We start from the raw sequence: 14,905 nt of genomic DNA on the forward strand, positions 1-14,905 counted from the left end.
TCCGTAGCCGTGCGGCTTCCGGAGTGACGTAGGCAACAAGGTAACACTGGCTAGACAGCGTGTCTAGTGAATGACGTATTGTCTAGTGAAGGCGGTGTAGATCGCCGGTCCGCAGTAGACTTGCCCACCGAAAGTCGCACGTCAGCAGAACTTTCGACCGACACGAGGTAACCGTTGCGTACGAACCCGAATCCGGCGGGCGGCAGCCTGCGGGACGAGCAGAAGCAGCAGACCAGGACCCGGCTGATGGCCGGCGCCAAGGAGCTGTTCAGCACCCGCGGCTACGCGGCGGTGCGGGTCGACGACATCGCCGCCGCCGTCGGCTGTAGCCGGGCCACCTTCTATCTGCACTTCACCGGCAAGCTCGAGCTGCTGCGCGCGATCGCCGAGCAGAGCACCGCGCCCAGCGCCCTGCATTTCTACGAGGACCTGGATCGGGTGCTGGACACCGGCTCGCGCGCCGAACTGGTCGCCTGGATGAGCCGGGCCATCGAATGGTTCCACGAATACCGCGCGCTACTGCCCGCCTGGGACGAGGCGACCGCGCTGGAGCCGGAGTTCCGCGAGATCGCCCGCGCCGGAATCCTCGCGCTGCCCAACGCGATGACGTCCTATCTCGCCCGCTGGCCCGCCGAGCGCGCCGACGAGGCGCGGCTGCGCGTGGAACTGCTTGTCGCCCAACTGGAGCGGTTTTTCACCCGCTGGGCGGTCCAGGGCACCATCAATGTGTCCGCCGAGCGGGCCGCGGAGGTGCTCGCCGATATTTGGTTCCCCGCGCTGCAGGCGCCCGCCGGACCGGGTTGATCGGCACGGCGATTCGCGGGTCCACCGGGCGTAGCTCGATATTCGCTGGCCGCGCGGGAATCGTGTTCTGGGACTCGATTTCGTAGCGGCCTGTAAATCTGTCGGTGCGGTGCGGCATCATCTGTGCACGCAGCCATCCACGAATATTGCTCGGAGTCACCATGCCGTCGCCTAAAACCAAGCCCAAGCCATTGTCGGACAGCGAGATTCAGCGGATCGCCACGGATATCGCCGGAGGCCGCCCGCCCATGGTGTGGTTCACCGCCGCCGCGGTGGGCGTGCCGGAAGGACGGTCGGGAAAGGTGATCTCCCTCGGCGATCCGGCCGACGGAGACTTCCTGCAGGTCCGGCCCACCGGATCGAAGGATGTACTGTCCTTTTCTCCGACAGAAGTGACGTTGACCAAGCCGCCACGAGGGGCGGCGACCGTTTCCACTGCCCAGCCGAAGTCGACAACCAGGAAGGAATCACCCGTGACCCAGCCGTCGACCTTGACGAGCACTGCGACACCGACCACCCCCAGTTCTGTCACGCCGCCACCGGTCGTCCCGAAACCCGTTGCGAGCACCCCGGAATCGGACGAACACGACGGCGGCGCGAGCAAGCCCGCGGCCAAGCCGGCTCCGGCGGCATCGCCGGCCAAGGCGGCCAAGGCTCCGGCCCGGCCGAAGGCGAAGACGCCCGAGGTCACCGTCACGCTGACCGGCACCGCCGACGGCGAATGGTCCGTCGACGTGGTCAGCGGCAAGAAGCGCGCCGTGCGCGGTCTCGCCGTGCCGAGTTCCGCGGTGGCGCAGGCCGCCAAGATTCTGCACCCCGAGGTGGCCGATGTGGTGGCGGGCATCCTCGACGCGGCCAGGGAAGCCCAGGAGGCCAAGGTGCAGGCCCTGCAGGCCGAGCTGGAGGCCGCGCGGCGGCTGCTCGACGAGCTGGTCGACTAGTTCAGACCGCGGTGCTGGTGGATCTGGGGCTCGCGCGCCAGATCCGCCGGCCCGACTCGTTCGCGCCGTGCCGCGCCGGGTCGTTCGCCATGTGCCGCACGGAATCGGGCGCGTGCCGCGCGTCGTCGTGGAACGCGTAGCCGAGCGAGTATTCCTTCGCGTGGTACATCGCCGAGTCCGCGTCGCGGATCAGGTCGTAGACGGTCGACTCGGTGCTGCGCGGTGACCCGCAGGCGATCCCGATGCTCGCGGTGATCGGAATCTCGCCCGCACTCAACTCGAACGGCCGGACAAACGCGCCCAGCAGCCGCTCGGCCAACGTCGCGGCCGCTTGACGATCGAGTGGCGACAACACCACGAATTCGTCACCCCCATACCGCGCGACCACATCATCCCGCAGCACCACCCGCCGAATCCGCGACGCCGCGTTGGCGATCAACTCGTCCCCCACCGCATGCCCATAGCTGTCATTGACCATCTTGAACCCGTCAAGGTCGATGAACAGCAAACACAGTGGTTGTTCGGCCCAACGCTCACTGTTCAGGTTCAACGCCCGCAACAGCGCAGACCGATTCAACAGCCCGGTAAGCATGTCGTGATCCGCCTGATACTGCGCCCGCCGCTCGCTGCGCGAACTGCGCACGATGGCCCGCTCGCTGCGCACCAGTACGCCGATCAGCAGGAGTGCGAACAGTGACGAGACCACCACGCGGTCAACGGTCCCCAGAGATGAGCCGACCACCGGTACCAGCGAGGCCACGATCAGCGCGACCGCGATGAAGCTGGCGCGCTGGCGCGATTGATGCGGATGGATCCGGCGCGGTGCGCCGAGACCGGTCATGGTCGGGTGCAATGCCGAGACGCCGACGATCGCGTAGGCCGCGAGCAGCGGAATCATCATCACCTCGCGGCCGATCGTCGCGGCACCGGCGGTATCGAGGCTGTAGCCGAGATCGCCGAGCAGCGCCGCGATCAGCCCGACATGGACGAACCGCAGCGAGGATTCCGAGCGGGTCGAGGTGGCCATCGAATGCGAGATGAGCGTCAACAGCAGCGCATCCAGCACCGGATACGTGGCAGCCACAATCGTGTTCACGGTGGTGTCGTGGTTGTGCAGGATCGGTGAGATCAGAAAAGTCCAGGACGCGAGCAGGGCGCCGAGGCCGATCAATCCGGAGTCGAGCAGCAGATCGTAGTTCGAGCGAACCTGGCGCGGGCGCAACCAGATCAGGGCGGCGAGGCCGACCGCGAGATAGGCGAGCAGCGTGCACACGTCATCCAGCGGATGCAGCCCGTGCTCGGACGCATTGCGCAGACCGGCTCCCGCGCCGGACAGCACGGCCGAAGCGCACAGCAGGTACCACGGCAGGGGCCGGGCCGGACGATACGCCCGCAGACCGATGCTGATCATCGCGACCGTGCCGAGGAGGACGGTCGCGAGCGTCAGGAACGACCACAGCTTGGAATCGACCGTGGCGTGCACCGCGATCACGACCGCGCTTCCCCCCAGAAGCAGTGCGTAGCACCATGTGCGGAACGGACGGTGCTGGTCTTTCTGCTCTCCGCTGACAGTCATCAGCCCCCCTCGGTCGCTCCATCCCCGGTGAACCGAGCCGCGTAGTAGGTTTGTGAGTCCGCCACCACGACCTCGACGTTCGCCTGGTCCTCGAGCATCACTTGAATGCTGTCGGCGAACGAGTACCGAGTGTTGTTGTACGAGCAAATGTCCCAACCGACCGCAGCACGGTCGGCAACCAGAACCTGGACAATTGATTTGATCATGGCATGAAATGCCGCTCCGTGTCGGGCACTTGGCACAACCAGGGTGAAACCTGCGTAATAAATCGCGCCGCGGGCCGCGTGTTCCGGATATCTGGCGGCGAAGTAGTCCGGGCTGATCCACGGGACCGTGTCGAGATGCTTGGTCACCGTGGTCACGCCGACGGGTTCGCCGGAACCGAGTCTTGCCACATGCTTGTCCACCCGGGGATCGGTCATCACCGCGTGAAATTCCTCCGGGTGCAAAACTTGTCTGGCGATGGCCTTGGCGCGCAGTGGACCGAACGCCTCCTCGTAGAGTAGGTAGAACTGGTCTATACGGTCGTCCGGGATCTTGCCCTCTATGGTGATGTGCAATCCCGGCTGTGTCTCCCCGCCGGGCTCGAATCCCCCCGCGTGGGGGGTATCGAAACGGGCGGTTCCGGACGGGCGGGCGGCGGTCGAGTCAAGGCTCATCGTTGCCGCCCCCACGGGGCGGTGCGGTATGCGGCCAGCACGAGTGCGCAGGCGGGAACGCCGTCCGAGCGCGTTTCAGTGGTGCGCAGGTGGACAGGTCCGAAGCTCCCCGGTCGATTGCGGGTCATGTCGTTCAGGCTGGATCGGATCAGGGTGGTCACCTCGTCGGCGGTTTCGGCCTCGTGCTCGACGAAAAGACCTGCGCCGGAACCGTCGTCACGCAAGACCCAGCCGATGCCTGCGGCAGCCGTCTGACCTGGTTCGTTCGCGTGCTGCACGGCGTACACGCAGTAGAGACGGTCACCCCACAGGATCGGTTTACGGACCCGCTCGGTGTGTTCCAGGGTGGAGCGCGGCGGGATGACCGACGACAGTCGAATCAAGTTGGCATCACCCACTCCCAGCTCACGCAGTGCCGCATCGAAGGCCGACATGGCGGTCGGCCCGGTTCCCGTCGCGGCGCCTATCTCTATTGTCAGCGGGGACCCGTAGATCTGTCTGCCCGAGGGCGGGCGTAGCCGATCTATCCACGGCAGCCCGAGTAGGCGGCCGCGCGGCCCCACTAGACCGCTGCGCGGGGTGGTGTGAATCATAGTGCCTCCCAGAACGCCCGGCCTCATTTTGCAGGCCGGTAATACATCAAAATCGACTGTGCGGCACGGAGGTGAATCGCGCACCTTCGACAGCTGAAAGCAGTGTTCCCGTGGCGTGTCTCGTAACGTGTGGCAGGGCCAGTGGACATGACAGAGCGGGAGAGCACGTGCGGATGTGGGTTGCGCCGGGGCGGGTCAACATCATCGGTGAGCACACCGATTACAACGACGGGTTCGTCCTGCCCATCGCGCTGCCGCTGGTGATGGAGTGCCGGGCGGGGGTGCGTGCCGATACCAAGGTGCGGGTGGTCTCGGCGCAGCGGCCGGACGAGCCGGTGCTCGTCGAGGTGGCCGATCTTGTGGCTCAACGGGATCGGGTGCCGGGGTGGTCGCGGTATCCGCTCGGGGTGGTCGCCGAATTCGTGCGGCGGGGCCATGCCGTCGGTGGGGTCGAGCTCGAGCTGGATGGGGCGGTGCCGATCGGGGCGGGGCTTTCGTCTTCGGCGGCGCTGTCCTGTGCGGTGGCGATCGCGCTGCGAGATCTGTTCGCGCCCACCGTCACCGATCGGGAGCTGATCGAGTTCGCGCGGGCCGCGGAGAACGATTATGTGGGTGCGCCGACCGGTTTGCTGGATCAGTCGGCCTCGATCCTGTGTACGGCGGGGCACGCGCTGTTCCTCGATGTGCGGCGGTTTGTCGAGGACGGCGTCGACGCGGACGTGAATACTGGTGCGCACGAACAGATTCCGTTCGATCTGGCACGATTCGGGCTGGAGCTGTTGGTGATCGACACGGGGCAGCCGCACGAGCATGTCGACGGCGGGTATGCCGAGCGGCGCGCCCAATGTGAGGCTGCCGCCGCAGAACTCGGCGTGGCCGCGCTGCGCGACGTCGACTCGGTGGCCGCGCTCGACCGGATCGCCGACGAGGTGTTGCGCCGCCGGGCTCGGCATGTGGTGACCGAGAACGCCCGCGTGTTGACTGTTGCCCAAAGATTGCGAGACGGTGCGGATCCGCGCGCGGTCGGGCCGATCCTTACCGCGGGACACGCCTCGTTGCGCGACGATTTCGAGGTGTCCACGCCCGCGCTGGATGCGGCCGTAGACGCGGCGATCGCGGCGGGGGCGCACGGCGCGCGGATGGTCGGCGGCGGATTCGGCGGCAGCGTCATCGCGCTCATCGATCGCGCGCAGACCGACGCCGTGGTGGCGGCCGTGCGGAATCGGTTCGCCGACGCGGGCTTTGCCGAGCCACGCACCTTCGTGGTCGGCCCGGCGGCCGGCGCGCACCGCGCCGACTGAGCGACCGCCCAGGTTTTTGTCCACGATTGTGGCCCGCGAGTGAGGCACAATCACGCAGAGTAGGTGTCGGCCGACACCCATTCGGCTGCCTGTTTCACGCCAGGAGGGACGCTGTGCCGCTTGCCGATTCACCAGTTCTGACCCTGCTCGCCGCCGAACCACGGTCGGCCTCGACCTATCTAGACGCCTCATCGACGCTGCGGCTGGACGCGGCGCCCGTCGACTTCGCCCTGGTCGCCCTGTATTTCGTGTTCGTCCTCGGAATCGGTCTGCTGGCCAGGCAACGCGTCTCGTCCAGCATCGACTTCTTCCTGTCCGGGCGGTCGCTGCCGGCCTGGGTGACCGGCCTCGCGTTCATCTCCGCGAACCTCGGCGCCGTCGAGATCATGGGCATGTCGGCCAACGGCGCCCAGTTCGGCTTCCCGACCTTCCACTACTTCTGGATCGGCGCCATCCCGGCCATGCTGTTCCTCGGCGTGGTGATGATGCCGTTCTACTACGGCTCCAAGGTGCGCAGCGTGCCCGAGTTCATGCGCAGGCGCTTCGGCACCGGCGCGCACCTGGTGAACGCGCTGAGCTTCGCGGTCGCCCAGGTGCTGATCGCGGGCGTCAACCTGTACCTGCTCGGCACCATCCTGAACGTGCTGCTCGGCTGGCCGCTGTGGCTGTCGGTGGTCGTCGCGGCGGTGATCGTGCTGTCCTACATCACTCTCGGCGGGCTGTCGGCCGCGATCTACAACGAGGTGCTGCAGTTCTTCGTCATCGTTGCCGCGCTGCTGCCGCTCACCCTGGTCGGCCTGCACAAGGTCGGCGGCTGGGATGGGCTGCGGGACAAGGTGACCGCGTCGCCGGGCGGCAGCGCGCAACTGCAATCGTGGCCGGGTAACGAGCTGAGCGGATTCAGCAACAACATCCTGTCGGTGATCGGCATCGTGTTCGGGCTCGGGTTCGTGCTCTCGTTCGGTTACTGGACCACCAACTTCGTCGAGGTGCAGCGTGCGCTGGCGACGCACTCCATCTCGGCGGCGCGCCGCACCCCGATCCTCGGCGCCTATCCGAAGATGTTCATCCCGCTGATCGTGATCATTCCCGGCATGATCAGCGCGGTGCTGGTGCCGCAGATGAGTGAGTACAAGGCGGCGAAGGTGGCGGATCCGGACTTCACCGGCGACACCACCTATAACCAGGCGTTGCTGTATCTGATGAAGGACGTGCTGCCGAACGGTCTGCTCGGCGTCGGCATCGCCGGCCTGCTCGCGGCGTTCATGGCTGGCATGGCGGCCAACATCTCCGCGTTCAACACGGTGTTCAGCTACGACCTGTGGCAGCAGTACGTGCGCAAGGAGCGCCCGGACGGGTACTACCTGACCGTCGGCCGGCTGGCCACGGTCGGTGCGACGGTGACGGCGATCTTCACCGCCTTCATCGCGTCGAGCTTCAGCAACATGATGGACTACCTGCAGACCCTCTTCAGCTTCTTCAACGCGCCGCTGTTCGCGACGTTCATTCTCGGCATGTTCTGGAAACGGATGACGCCGACGGCGGGCTGGATGGGTCTGGTCTTCGGAACCGGTTCCGCGGTGGTGATTTTCATCCTGCATCAGACCAAGGTGTTCCACCTGTCCGGGCAGGGCTCGAGTTTCGTGGCCGCGGGCACCGCGTTCGTGGTCGACATCGTGGTCAGCGTGCTCGTCACCCAGGTGACCACGCCGAAACCCGTGTCCGAACTCGTCGGGCTGGTCTATTCGGAAACGCCGAAGGACGTGCGCACCGATCCGGATCAGGCCTCCCTGCCCTGGTATCAGCGCCCGGTGCTGCTCGCGGGCATCGCGTTGGTGCTGGTCATCGCCCTCAACATCATCGTCGGATAAGGAGCCGCAATGCTTTTCGACATCCGCACCATCGTCGGCGCCCTCCTCGGCTGCTACGGGGTGGTCCTGGTCATCACCGGCTTGGTCAGCAATACCGCCGCTGATCAGGCAAAAACCGGCAACGTCAACATCAACCTCTGGGCGGGGGCGGGGATGTGCGTGGTTTCCCTGCTCTTCATCGCGTGGGTCGTCCTGCGCCCGATCGCGCTGCCGGAGCAGCCGTCGCCCGCGGAGTCCGAGGAGGATCCGCCGGCCGAGCACTGATGCGAGCGTGCCGAGCCCCCGCCCTGGTGCACCAGGGCGGGGGCTTTTTGCTGGCGCCCGACCGATTCTAGGCAGACCGAACGGTCTTGTTATGTGCGGCACAAGTTTCTGAACAGCAGGTATTCCTGGACAAAATGCGTTTGTTCGATGCTTGCGCGGCCCGTACCGTCAATACGGTTTGGTCAGCTAACAATCAGGAATGGAGTGCAACGCAATGAAGCCAGTGACTGAGCGCGACATCAGGTCGTCGTTCATCAACTGTTCCAAGACCGAGTCCAAGAAGCTGCCGGTACCGCGGCATCTCGACGACCAGCCCTGGGATGATCTCGACTTTCTCGGCTGGAGCGACCCGTCGCTGCCCGGCCGGGCCTACCTGGTCATCCCGAACGACAACGAGGAACTGATCGGTGTCGCGCTGCGCTACGAGACCGGCGGCACAGGTCGGGCCCAGATGTGCTCGATCTGCCTGACCACGCACACCGGTTCCGGCGTGTCCCTGCTGACGGCGGCCAAAGCGGGCCCGTCCGGACGCAAGGGCAACACCGTCGGCACCTACATGTGCACCGATCTCGCCTGTCCGCTGTACGCGCGCGGCAAGAAGACCCCGGCACTGGGCAATCGGTACCGGGAGAATCTGAATCCGGAGCAGAAGGTCGAGCGGATGTTCGCCAATATGCAGGCGTTCGTCGCCAGGCTGTACAGCTGATCACCGGCTGACCGAGTAAGCACTGTTCGAAATGGAGGTAGATGCCATGCGCCGACACTTGACACTCCGCTCGCCGAACCCGCACCCCGAGTTCCGCGATCGCGCAAGCACACTCGGGGTGCGCGAGGTTCCGCTCCGGTCGAGACGGCCTGGCTGCCGCACAGCGCACCAGACCGCCTCATCCGGAGCGGAACCGCCACCGATTACGCGGTGCGCAGCCTTGCCCTGAGACCGATCAACAGGTCGACGGCGAGGAACGCGAGCAGGCTCAACCCGACCAGCGGGACGAACCAGCCGACCACCAGCGCCGCGGCGACAACCGGCACCGCCAACCATGGCGAGGTCCGGCGCAACGCACCCCGCTTCGGCGCCCGGCCCAGCGCCGGCTTTCCGGTCCGGCGGGTCGGCCGCCGGCGCCACCACATCAGGTAGCCGCGCACCAAGACCGTGATCAGCCCGATCATGACGGCGAGCAGCAGCAGCTGGTTGAGCAGACCGAACAGCAAGCCCATGTGGAATTGGATTCCCCAGTTGGTCAGTTTGGCCATCAGCGGCCAGTCGGCGTAGGCCAGCCGGTCGGTGACCGCGCCGGTGGTGCCGTCGACCGCGACCGCGTCGACGGTGAACGTGCCGGGCATCCGGCGCTCCTTCACCGTGACCGCCTGGTTCAGTTCGGCCGGGATGGTGATCTCGGCGGCCTGGTCCACCCCGTTGGCCAGTGCGGTCGCGAATACCCGGTCGATCTGGGCGATTCGGATGCTCGGATCCGCCGACGTGGCGGGCGTCATCTCGTGACCGGCGTGCTCGCCGCCCGAAACATGTTCGGGCGCGGCGATTCCCGGCAGCGCCGTGGTGACCGACGGTGTGGTCCAGCTCAATTGCTGACGCAGCTCGGTGATGTTCGCACCCGCGTAGGTCGACCAGGTCATGCCGGTCGCGGACAGCAGCAGGATGATCGGCAACACCCACATACCGACCGAGCCGTGCCAGTTCACCGTGCGACCGCGGCCCTTCTGCGAGCGATCCGGCGCGAACAGCCAGCCCGCGGTGTTGCGGTTGCGCCGGGTGCGCACGCGGCGGATCCAGACGATCAGGCCGGCCAGCGCGATGACCCACAGCCAGGACGCGGCCAGCTCGCTGTAGAGGCGGCCGGGTTCGCCCAGGTGCAGGTCGCGATGCAGGCGGTCGATCCAGGTGCGCAGGGGAAGCGCGCCGGAACTGCCGTAGACGACGGACTCGCCGACCGGTTGGGCGGTGTATGGGTTGACGAATACCGCGCGGCGTTCGGATTCGCCCAGCGACGGGTCGTTGAACAGCACGCGGGTGGTGTCCTCGGCGCCCGGAGCGGGTGCGACGGCGGCCAGCGCGAGTTTCGGCTGGGTGGCGACAGCGGCACTGACCTGTTCGGACAGGGGTTTCGGCGCATCGCCCGCCTCGACGGTCAGCAGGTCGCGCGACACGATCGATTCGAGGGTCGGGGAGATGGCGTAGAGGGCGCCGGTGACGGCGGCGATGAGAATGAACGGGGCGACGAAGATGCCCGCGTAGAAATGCAGGCGCATGGCCAACGCGTACAGCCCATTTCGCGCGGTCGGTTTATTGCGTACCGGCGTCGGTTCCGGTGCCGGCGGGGGTAATTCGGCGTCGGGGGTGATGATCTCTGTTGTGCTCACGGTCTTTTCGTTTCTGCGGCTCGGGAGCGCGATGTTCGGCGAATAAGCGGTCGGATCGGTGCTTCGGGTGCGGCACGCTTCGGCGGCATCGATGGGTCGACCACATAGGTCGAGGAATTGCTTACGGCGACAATGAAGTCGGCGGAGCGGTCAGGTCGACGAGACGACAAGATCGACGCGTCGGCGATGCCGGTGACGCGAGGCGTACACCGGAACACGCGCTGCATATTGAGCGCTAAGGCGAAGTCAGCTGGCGACAGCGGATGGAGGCCCGCGCGTCCGCAGCGATTCCGCGGCGAAAACCCGCAGAATCACGCGGTCCCGATAGGCGGTCCGGAATGACGCCGGATCGGCGCGAATGGGTGCGGGCCGATAGGACCGCAATACGCGGAAGAGCACCGCGGTACCGGTTCGATACGCCGCTTCGGTACCGCGGATGACAAGGGCGGCGACAACGGCCGCGAATACGTGCGCGCTGAGCATCGCCGGCGTCAGCTGCGCGTCGCCGTGATGCAGATGCCCGGAACCGAACCCCATGGTCAGATGCCCGAGCAGCTGCCCGGCGACGAGCGCGGTGACCAGTCCGACGGACGTGTCCCGCAGCGGCGCGAGCCCGGCCACCAGCGCACCGACCACCGAGGCGGCGGCCACCAGCAGCGCGAGCGTCGTGCTGTCCAGCGACATCCCCCCGGACGCCCAGCCATGTGCCGCAACGGAAACGGTCCCCGAGATCGCTCCGGCCGAACCGCCGCGCACCCGCGCGACAGCGCCGCGGTGCCCCGCGACGGATCGGCCGAATTCGATACTCACGCGCTGATAGTAGCCGACCAATTGCGCGCGATTTCCCCAGTGAAGACCGTGGTCAGCTCGCTTCGATGTCCATTTCGATCAACGGCTTGCGCAGCAGCTTGCCGGTGGCGTTGCGCGGGAGCTCATCGAGGAAGATCACCTCGCGCGGCACCTTGTACCGGGCCAGGTTCGCCTTGACGAAGTCCTTGATCTCCTGCGGGTCGCGCCGGGAATCCGGGCCGGGCACGACGAACGCGCGCAGCCGCTTGCCGAATTCGCGATCGTCCACGCCGACCACGGCGGCCTCGAAGATGTCCTCGCGACCGGCGATCAGGTTCTCCACCTCGAGCGGGAAGACGTTCTCGCCGCCGGAGACGATCATGTCGTCATCGCGGCCGTCGATGAAGAGCAGGCCGTCGGCATCGAAGTGCCCGACGTCGCCGCTGTTCATCATGCCGTCCACGATCTCCTTGGTCCGGCCGTCGGTGTATCCGCTGAACGCGAAGCCGTTGTCCACGAAGATGGTGCCGGTGACGCCCGGCTGGGTGATCGCCTTGCGGTTCTCGTCGAGCAGCACGATCCGGATGCCGACCGGGGCCTTGCCCGCGGTGGTCGGCGCCTTGCGCAGGTCCGCCGGAGTGGCGACGGTCATGACCGCGCACTCGGTGGAGCCGTACAGGTTGTAGAGGGTGTCGCCGAAGTAGTCCAGGGTGCGGGTGACGACGTCGGGCGCGATGGCCGAGCCCGCCGCGAAGATCACCTTGATGGTGCTCGGGTCGTACTTGGCCAGCACCTCGTCGTCCAGGTCGAGGATGCGCTGCAGCATGGTCGGCACGACCACCAGCGAATCCGCCCGGTACTTCACGATGTTCGCGAGGGTCTTCTCCGGGTCGAAGCGGCGCTGCTGGAAGATGACCCGGTTGCCGAGGGCCACACCGATGGTGAACTGGGAAAGGCCGGTGCCGTGGAAGATCGGCGCCGCCATCACCATGGTGCCGTTGTGCGGCAGCGGCACCCGGTCGACGAACTGCGCCGAGGCGAACGGGCTCACCTTGTCGCGCGGCGCGCCCTTGGGCGTTCCGGTGGTGCCGCTGGTCAGGATGATCATGCCGCCGGCCTTCGCCGGGGCGGGCAGCGGAGCGGTGGACTGCCCCGCGGACAGCGACTCGATGGTCGCGGTCGACGGATCGACGTTATCCGTCGCATCGACCCAGGTGAGCACCCGCGGAATCTCGGCAGGAATGGCGCTCATCAAGTCGATGAACTCGCTGTCGTGCAGCACCGCCTTCACCTTTTCGCGCGCGGCGACGTCGGCGAACTGCGGCTTGGCGAACCCGGTGTTCATCAGCACCGCCCGCACCCCGAGCTTGCCCGCCGCGAGCAGGCTCAGCACCATGCCACGGTGGTCACGGGCCAGTACCGCCACCACGTCACCGGGCTTGATGCCGTGTGCCGCGAGGCCACGGGCGAAGGCGTTCGACTGTTCGTTGAGCTCGCCGAAGGTCAGCTCGCCGAGCTCGTCGACGATGGCGCCCGCCTGCGGCCTGGTCTGGGCGGCGTGCATGGCGACGCCGGCGAACGGGCCGAACTTGACCACGTTGAACGCGGAACGCGCGGCGTGATCGAGACGGAGCGGATTGAACAGCCGCCGCTTGACCATGACGTTCACGCCGAGGGCGAGATCGCCGGCCTTTCGGGCAGTGCCACTCAACGCGGGGAAGGAGACAACCATTCGACAACAACCTTCCGGCGGTCCCACCCGGTGCGGGGCTTATGGGTGGTGCGGACCGCAGCTTCGGGATCCAGTGCTATCGCTAACAATAGCAACCATCTGTAACCCGGTGTGTCACGTATCTCAACAGCAGCTACCGATGGGTAACCAGTTGGGGTTGCCTCCCTCGCAGATCAGGCCGGGACGTCGTATTCCACCAGCACCCGGCGCAGCAACTTGCCGGTCGGGTTGCGCGGCAGATCGTCGAGGAACACCACCTCGCGCGGCACCTTGTAGCGGGCCAGGTTGTTCTTGACGTAGGCCTTGATCTCCTCGCCGTCGGGCGTGTGCCCCGGCTCGGGCACGACGAACGCGCGCAACCGCTTGCCGAACTCGGCGTCGTCCACCCCGACGACCGCCGCGTCGAAGATGTCCTCCCGCTCGAGCAACAGGTTCTCCACCTCCTGCGGGAAGACGTTCTCGCCGCCGGAGACGATCATGTCGTCGTCGCGGCCGTCGACCATCAGCAGGCCGTGCTCGTCGAAATGGCCGACGTCACCGCTGGACATGTAGCCGTCGATGATCTGCTTGTGCCTGCCGTCGGTGTAGCCCTCGAACGGCGTGCCGCTGCGGATGAAGATGCGCGCGGTCGTGTTGATCGCGGTGACCTGCTTGTCGTTGTCGTCGAACAGCCGCACCTCGCAGGTGATCGGCGCGCGCCCGACGGTGCCGGGGGCCAGCGCGAGTTCCTCCGGGTTGGCGACCGACGCGACCGAGCACTCGGTGGAGCCGTACACGTTATAAAGCACGGGGCCGAACACTCGGGTGGCTTTGACGGTGAGCTCCGGCGACAGGGCGGAGCCCGCGAGCACGATGGCCTTCAGTGTGGACGTGTCGTACTTGGCGCGGATCTCCGGATCCAGCTCGGTCATCCGGTGCAGCATGGTCGGCACCGCGACCAGCAGTTCCGCCCGGTGATCGGCGATCAGCTTCAGCGTGGCCTCGGCGTCGAATCGCCTGCGCACCACCACTTTATTGCTCATGGCCATGCCGACGAGCCAGGTGCCGAACCCGGTGCTGTGGAAGATCGGTGAAACGATTACCTGAGTACCCTTGAACGGGAACGGAATTCGGTCGAGGAACTGCGAGGTCGCCAGCGGCGACACCTTGACCCGGGCCGCGCCCTTCGGCAGGCCGGTGGTGCCGCTGGTGAGGATGATGAAGCCGCCCGGCTTGCTCGGCTTCGGCAGCTCCGCGGTGGAGTTCTTCGCGGTCAGTTCGTCGAGAGTCGTTGCGCCCTCAGGCAATTCGGTGCCCTCGTCGACCCAGGTGAGGAAGCGCGGGAGGTCGGCGGGCAGCGCGTCGAGCAGGCCGAGGAACTCGCTGTCGTGCAGTACCGCCTTGACCTTCTCGCGCTTGCAGACCTCGGCGAACTGCGGCTTGGCGAAGCCGGTGTTCATCAGCGCGAGCCGCACGCCGAGCTTGCCCGCGGCGACCATCGACAGCAGCAGGCCGCGGTGATCGCGGGCCAGCACGCCCACCACGGTGCCCTCAGTGATCCCCGCCGCCCGCAAACCCCGGGCGATCGCGTTCGACTGCCGGTCCAGCTCGGCGTAGGTCAGCTCGCCGCGCTCGTCGGCCAGGCCGGGGGAGTCGGGCGCGATGCGCGCGTTGTGCCGGATCAGGGTGGCCTGCGGGCCGTAGATCTGTGACTCCTTCAGTGTCCGAAGGGTTTCCAGCGGATTCTTCGGATCGGAAACCCCGCGGGACCTGAGCACCCCGAGCGCCTTGAGGTTCTCCAGCGCGTGCGCCACCTTCATGTCGAACACCTCCACCAAGTTCGCGTCGGTACTCGACCTAGCGATATCGAACGGCGTAACTGAGGTCACCACCGTAGCAGCGGCGTGTCGGTCATCACATCACAGTGCCGGTCTCGAGCCCTGGTTGTGCCGTGCGCGCAGGTCTCGGCGTTTCACGCGAACCGCACCGGCAGCTATTTGACAGCGTCGCGCACGAG

The 14,905-nt window shown here is 66.6% G+C and carries 13 protein-coding genes; 6 read left to right on the top strand and 7 right to left on the bottom strand.

Translation table 11 applies throughout. The features are described from left to right. Positions 1–174: 174 nt before the first annotated feature. The gene (locus F3087_RS15450; protein ID WP_223885081.1) at positions 175–804 is read left to right on the top strand and encodes a TetR/AcrR family transcriptional regulator; all 630 of its coding nucleotides are present in this window, start codon (positions 175–177) and stop codon (positions 802–804) included. A gap of 161 nt (positions 805–965) precedes the next feature. Next, positions 966–1,745, top strand: a complete 780-nt coding sequence (locus F3087_RS15455) for a DUF6319 family protein (RefSeq protein ID WP_150402582.1) — start codon at positions 966–968, stop codon at positions 1,743–1,745. A gap of 1 nt (position 1,746) precedes the next feature. On the opposite strand, the gene F3087_RS15460 is transcribed toward F3087_RS15455, so the two are convergent. Genes F3087_RS15460 through F3087_RS15470 form a run of 3 tightly spaced genes read right to left on the bottom strand, consistent with a single transcriptional unit; the run spans position 1,747 to position 4,573 of the window. Beyond that, positions 1,747–3,321, bottom strand: coding sequence for a GGDEF domain-containing protein (locus tag F3087_RS15460; RefSeq protein ID WP_150402583.1), 1,575 nt, complete (start codon positions 3,319–3,321; stop codon positions 1,747–1,749). Then, positions 3,321–3,980, bottom strand: coding sequence for a hypothetical protein (locus tag F3087_RS15465; protein ID WP_223885082.1), 660 nt, complete (start codon positions 3,978–3,980; stop codon positions 3,321–3,323). Before F3087_RS15465 ends, F3087_RS15460 begins: the two co-directional genes overlap by 1 nt. Then, positions 3,977–4,573 (bottom strand): pyruvoyl-dependent arginine decarboxylase, encoded by a 597-nt coding sequence (locus F3087_RS15470; protein WP_223885083.1) that lies wholly within the window; start codon positions 4,571–4,573, stop codon positions 3,977–3,979. Before F3087_RS15470 ends, F3087_RS15465 begins: the two co-directional genes overlap by 4 nt. Positions 4,574–4,746: 173 nt before the next feature. On the opposite strand from F3087_RS15470, the gene galK reads away from it, so the two are divergent. The 4 genes from galK (at position 4,747) to F3087_RS15490 (ending at position 8,715) form a co-directional block, all read left to right on the top strand. Then, entirely contained in the window at positions 4,747–5,874 is a 1,128-nt protein-coding gene (galK, locus tag F3087_RS15475; RefSeq protein ID WP_150402898.1) for a galactokinase, read from the top strand. A gap of 143 nt (positions 5,875–6,017) precedes the next feature. Further along, positions 6,018–7,745, top strand: a complete 1,728-nt coding sequence (locus F3087_RS15480) for a sodium:solute symporter family protein (RefSeq protein ID WP_150402899.1) — start codon at positions 6,018–6,020, stop codon at positions 7,743–7,745. Positions 7,746–7,754: 9 nt separating this feature from the next. Beyond that, positions 7,755–8,009: a hypothetical protein gene (locus F3087_RS15485; protein ID WP_150402584.1), complete on the top strand. Its 255-nt coding sequence runs from the start codon at positions 7,755–7,757 to the stop codon at positions 8,007–8,009. A gap of 214 nt (positions 8,010–8,223) precedes the next feature. Further along, positions 8,224–8,715, top strand: coding sequence for an FBP domain-containing protein (locus tag F3087_RS15490; protein ID WP_150402585.1), 492 nt, complete (start codon positions 8,224–8,226; stop codon positions 8,713–8,715). 203 nt (positions 8,716–8,918) lie between these two features. Here the strand turns inward: F3087_RS15490 and F3087_RS15495 are convergent, their stop codons facing one another. The 4 genes from F3087_RS15495 to F3087_RS15510 all read right to left on the bottom strand — a co-directional run bounded on the left by F3087_RS15495 (position 8,919) and on the right by F3087_RS15510 (position 14,708). Continuing rightward, a complete protein-coding gene (locus tag F3087_RS15495) occupies positions 8,919–10,388 on the bottom strand; it encodes a PepSY-associated TM helix domain-containing protein (RefSeq protein ID WP_150402586.1) in 1,470 nt (489 codons plus the stop codon). Positions 10,389–10,634: 246 nt separating this feature from the next. Continuing rightward, complete coding sequence (locus tag F3087_RS15500) at positions 10,635–11,198, bottom strand: hypothetical protein (protein ID WP_150402587.1); 564 nt, start codon at positions 11,196–11,198, stop codon at positions 10,635–10,637. A 52-nt stretch (positions 11,199–11,250) separates the two neighbouring features. Continuing rightward, entirely contained in the window at positions 11,251–12,909 is a 1,659-nt protein-coding gene (locus F3087_RS15505) for an acyl-CoA synthetase (RefSeq protein ID WP_150402588.1), read from the bottom strand. 173 nt (positions 12,910–13,082) lie between these two features. Further along, positions 13,083–14,708: an acyl-CoA synthetase gene (locus F3087_RS15510; protein ID WP_150402589.1), complete on the bottom strand. Its 1,626-nt coding sequence runs from the start codon at positions 14,706–14,708 to the stop codon at positions 13,083–13,085. Between the last annotated feature and the right edge of the window lie 197 nt (positions 14,709–14,905).

It is taken from the genome of Nocardia colli, assembly GCF_008704205.1.
Taxonomy (GTDB): Bacteria; Actinomycetota; Actinomycetes; order Mycobacteriales; family Mycobacteriaceae; genus Nocardia; species Nocardia colli.

Excerpts from the sequence above, each read along its gene's own strand:
- galK (WP_150402898.1), top strand. The coding sequence starts at position 4,747 with ATGTGGGTTGCGCCGGGGCGGGTCAACATCATCGGTGAGCACACCGAT.
- F3087_RS15465 (WP_223885082.1), bottom strand. The coding sequence starts at position 3,980 with ATGAGCCTTGACTCGACCGCCGCCCGCCCGTCCGGAACCGCCCGTTTC.
- F3087_RS15505 (WP_150402588.1), bottom strand. The coding sequence starts at position 12,909 with ATGGTTGTCTCCTTCCCCGCGTTGAGTGGCACTGCCCGAAAGGCCGGC.
- F3087_RS15510 (WP_150402589.1), bottom strand. The coding sequence starts at position 14,708 with ATGAAGGTGGCGCACGCGCTGGAGAACCTCAAGGCGCTCGGGGTGCTC.
- F3087_RS15455 (WP_150402582.1), top strand. The coding sequence starts at position 966 with ATGCCGTCGCCTAAAACCAAGCCCAAGCCATTGTCGGACAGCGAGATT.
- F3087_RS15485 (WP_150402584.1), top strand. The coding sequence starts at position 7,755 with ATGCTTTTCGACATCCGCACCATCGTCGGCGCCCTCCTCGGCTGCTAC.
- F3087_RS15490 (WP_150402585.1), top strand. The coding sequence starts at position 8,224 with ATGAAGCCAGTGACTGAGCGCGACATCAGGTCGTCGTTCATCAACTGT.
- F3087_RS15460 (WP_150402583.1), bottom strand. The coding sequence starts at position 3,321 with ATGACTGTCAGCGGAGAGCAGAAAGACCAGCACCGTCCGTTCCGCACA.
- F3087_RS15470 (WP_223885083.1), bottom strand. The coding sequence starts at position 4,573 with ATGATTCACACCACCCCGCGCAGCGGTCTAGTGGGGCCGCGCGGCCGC.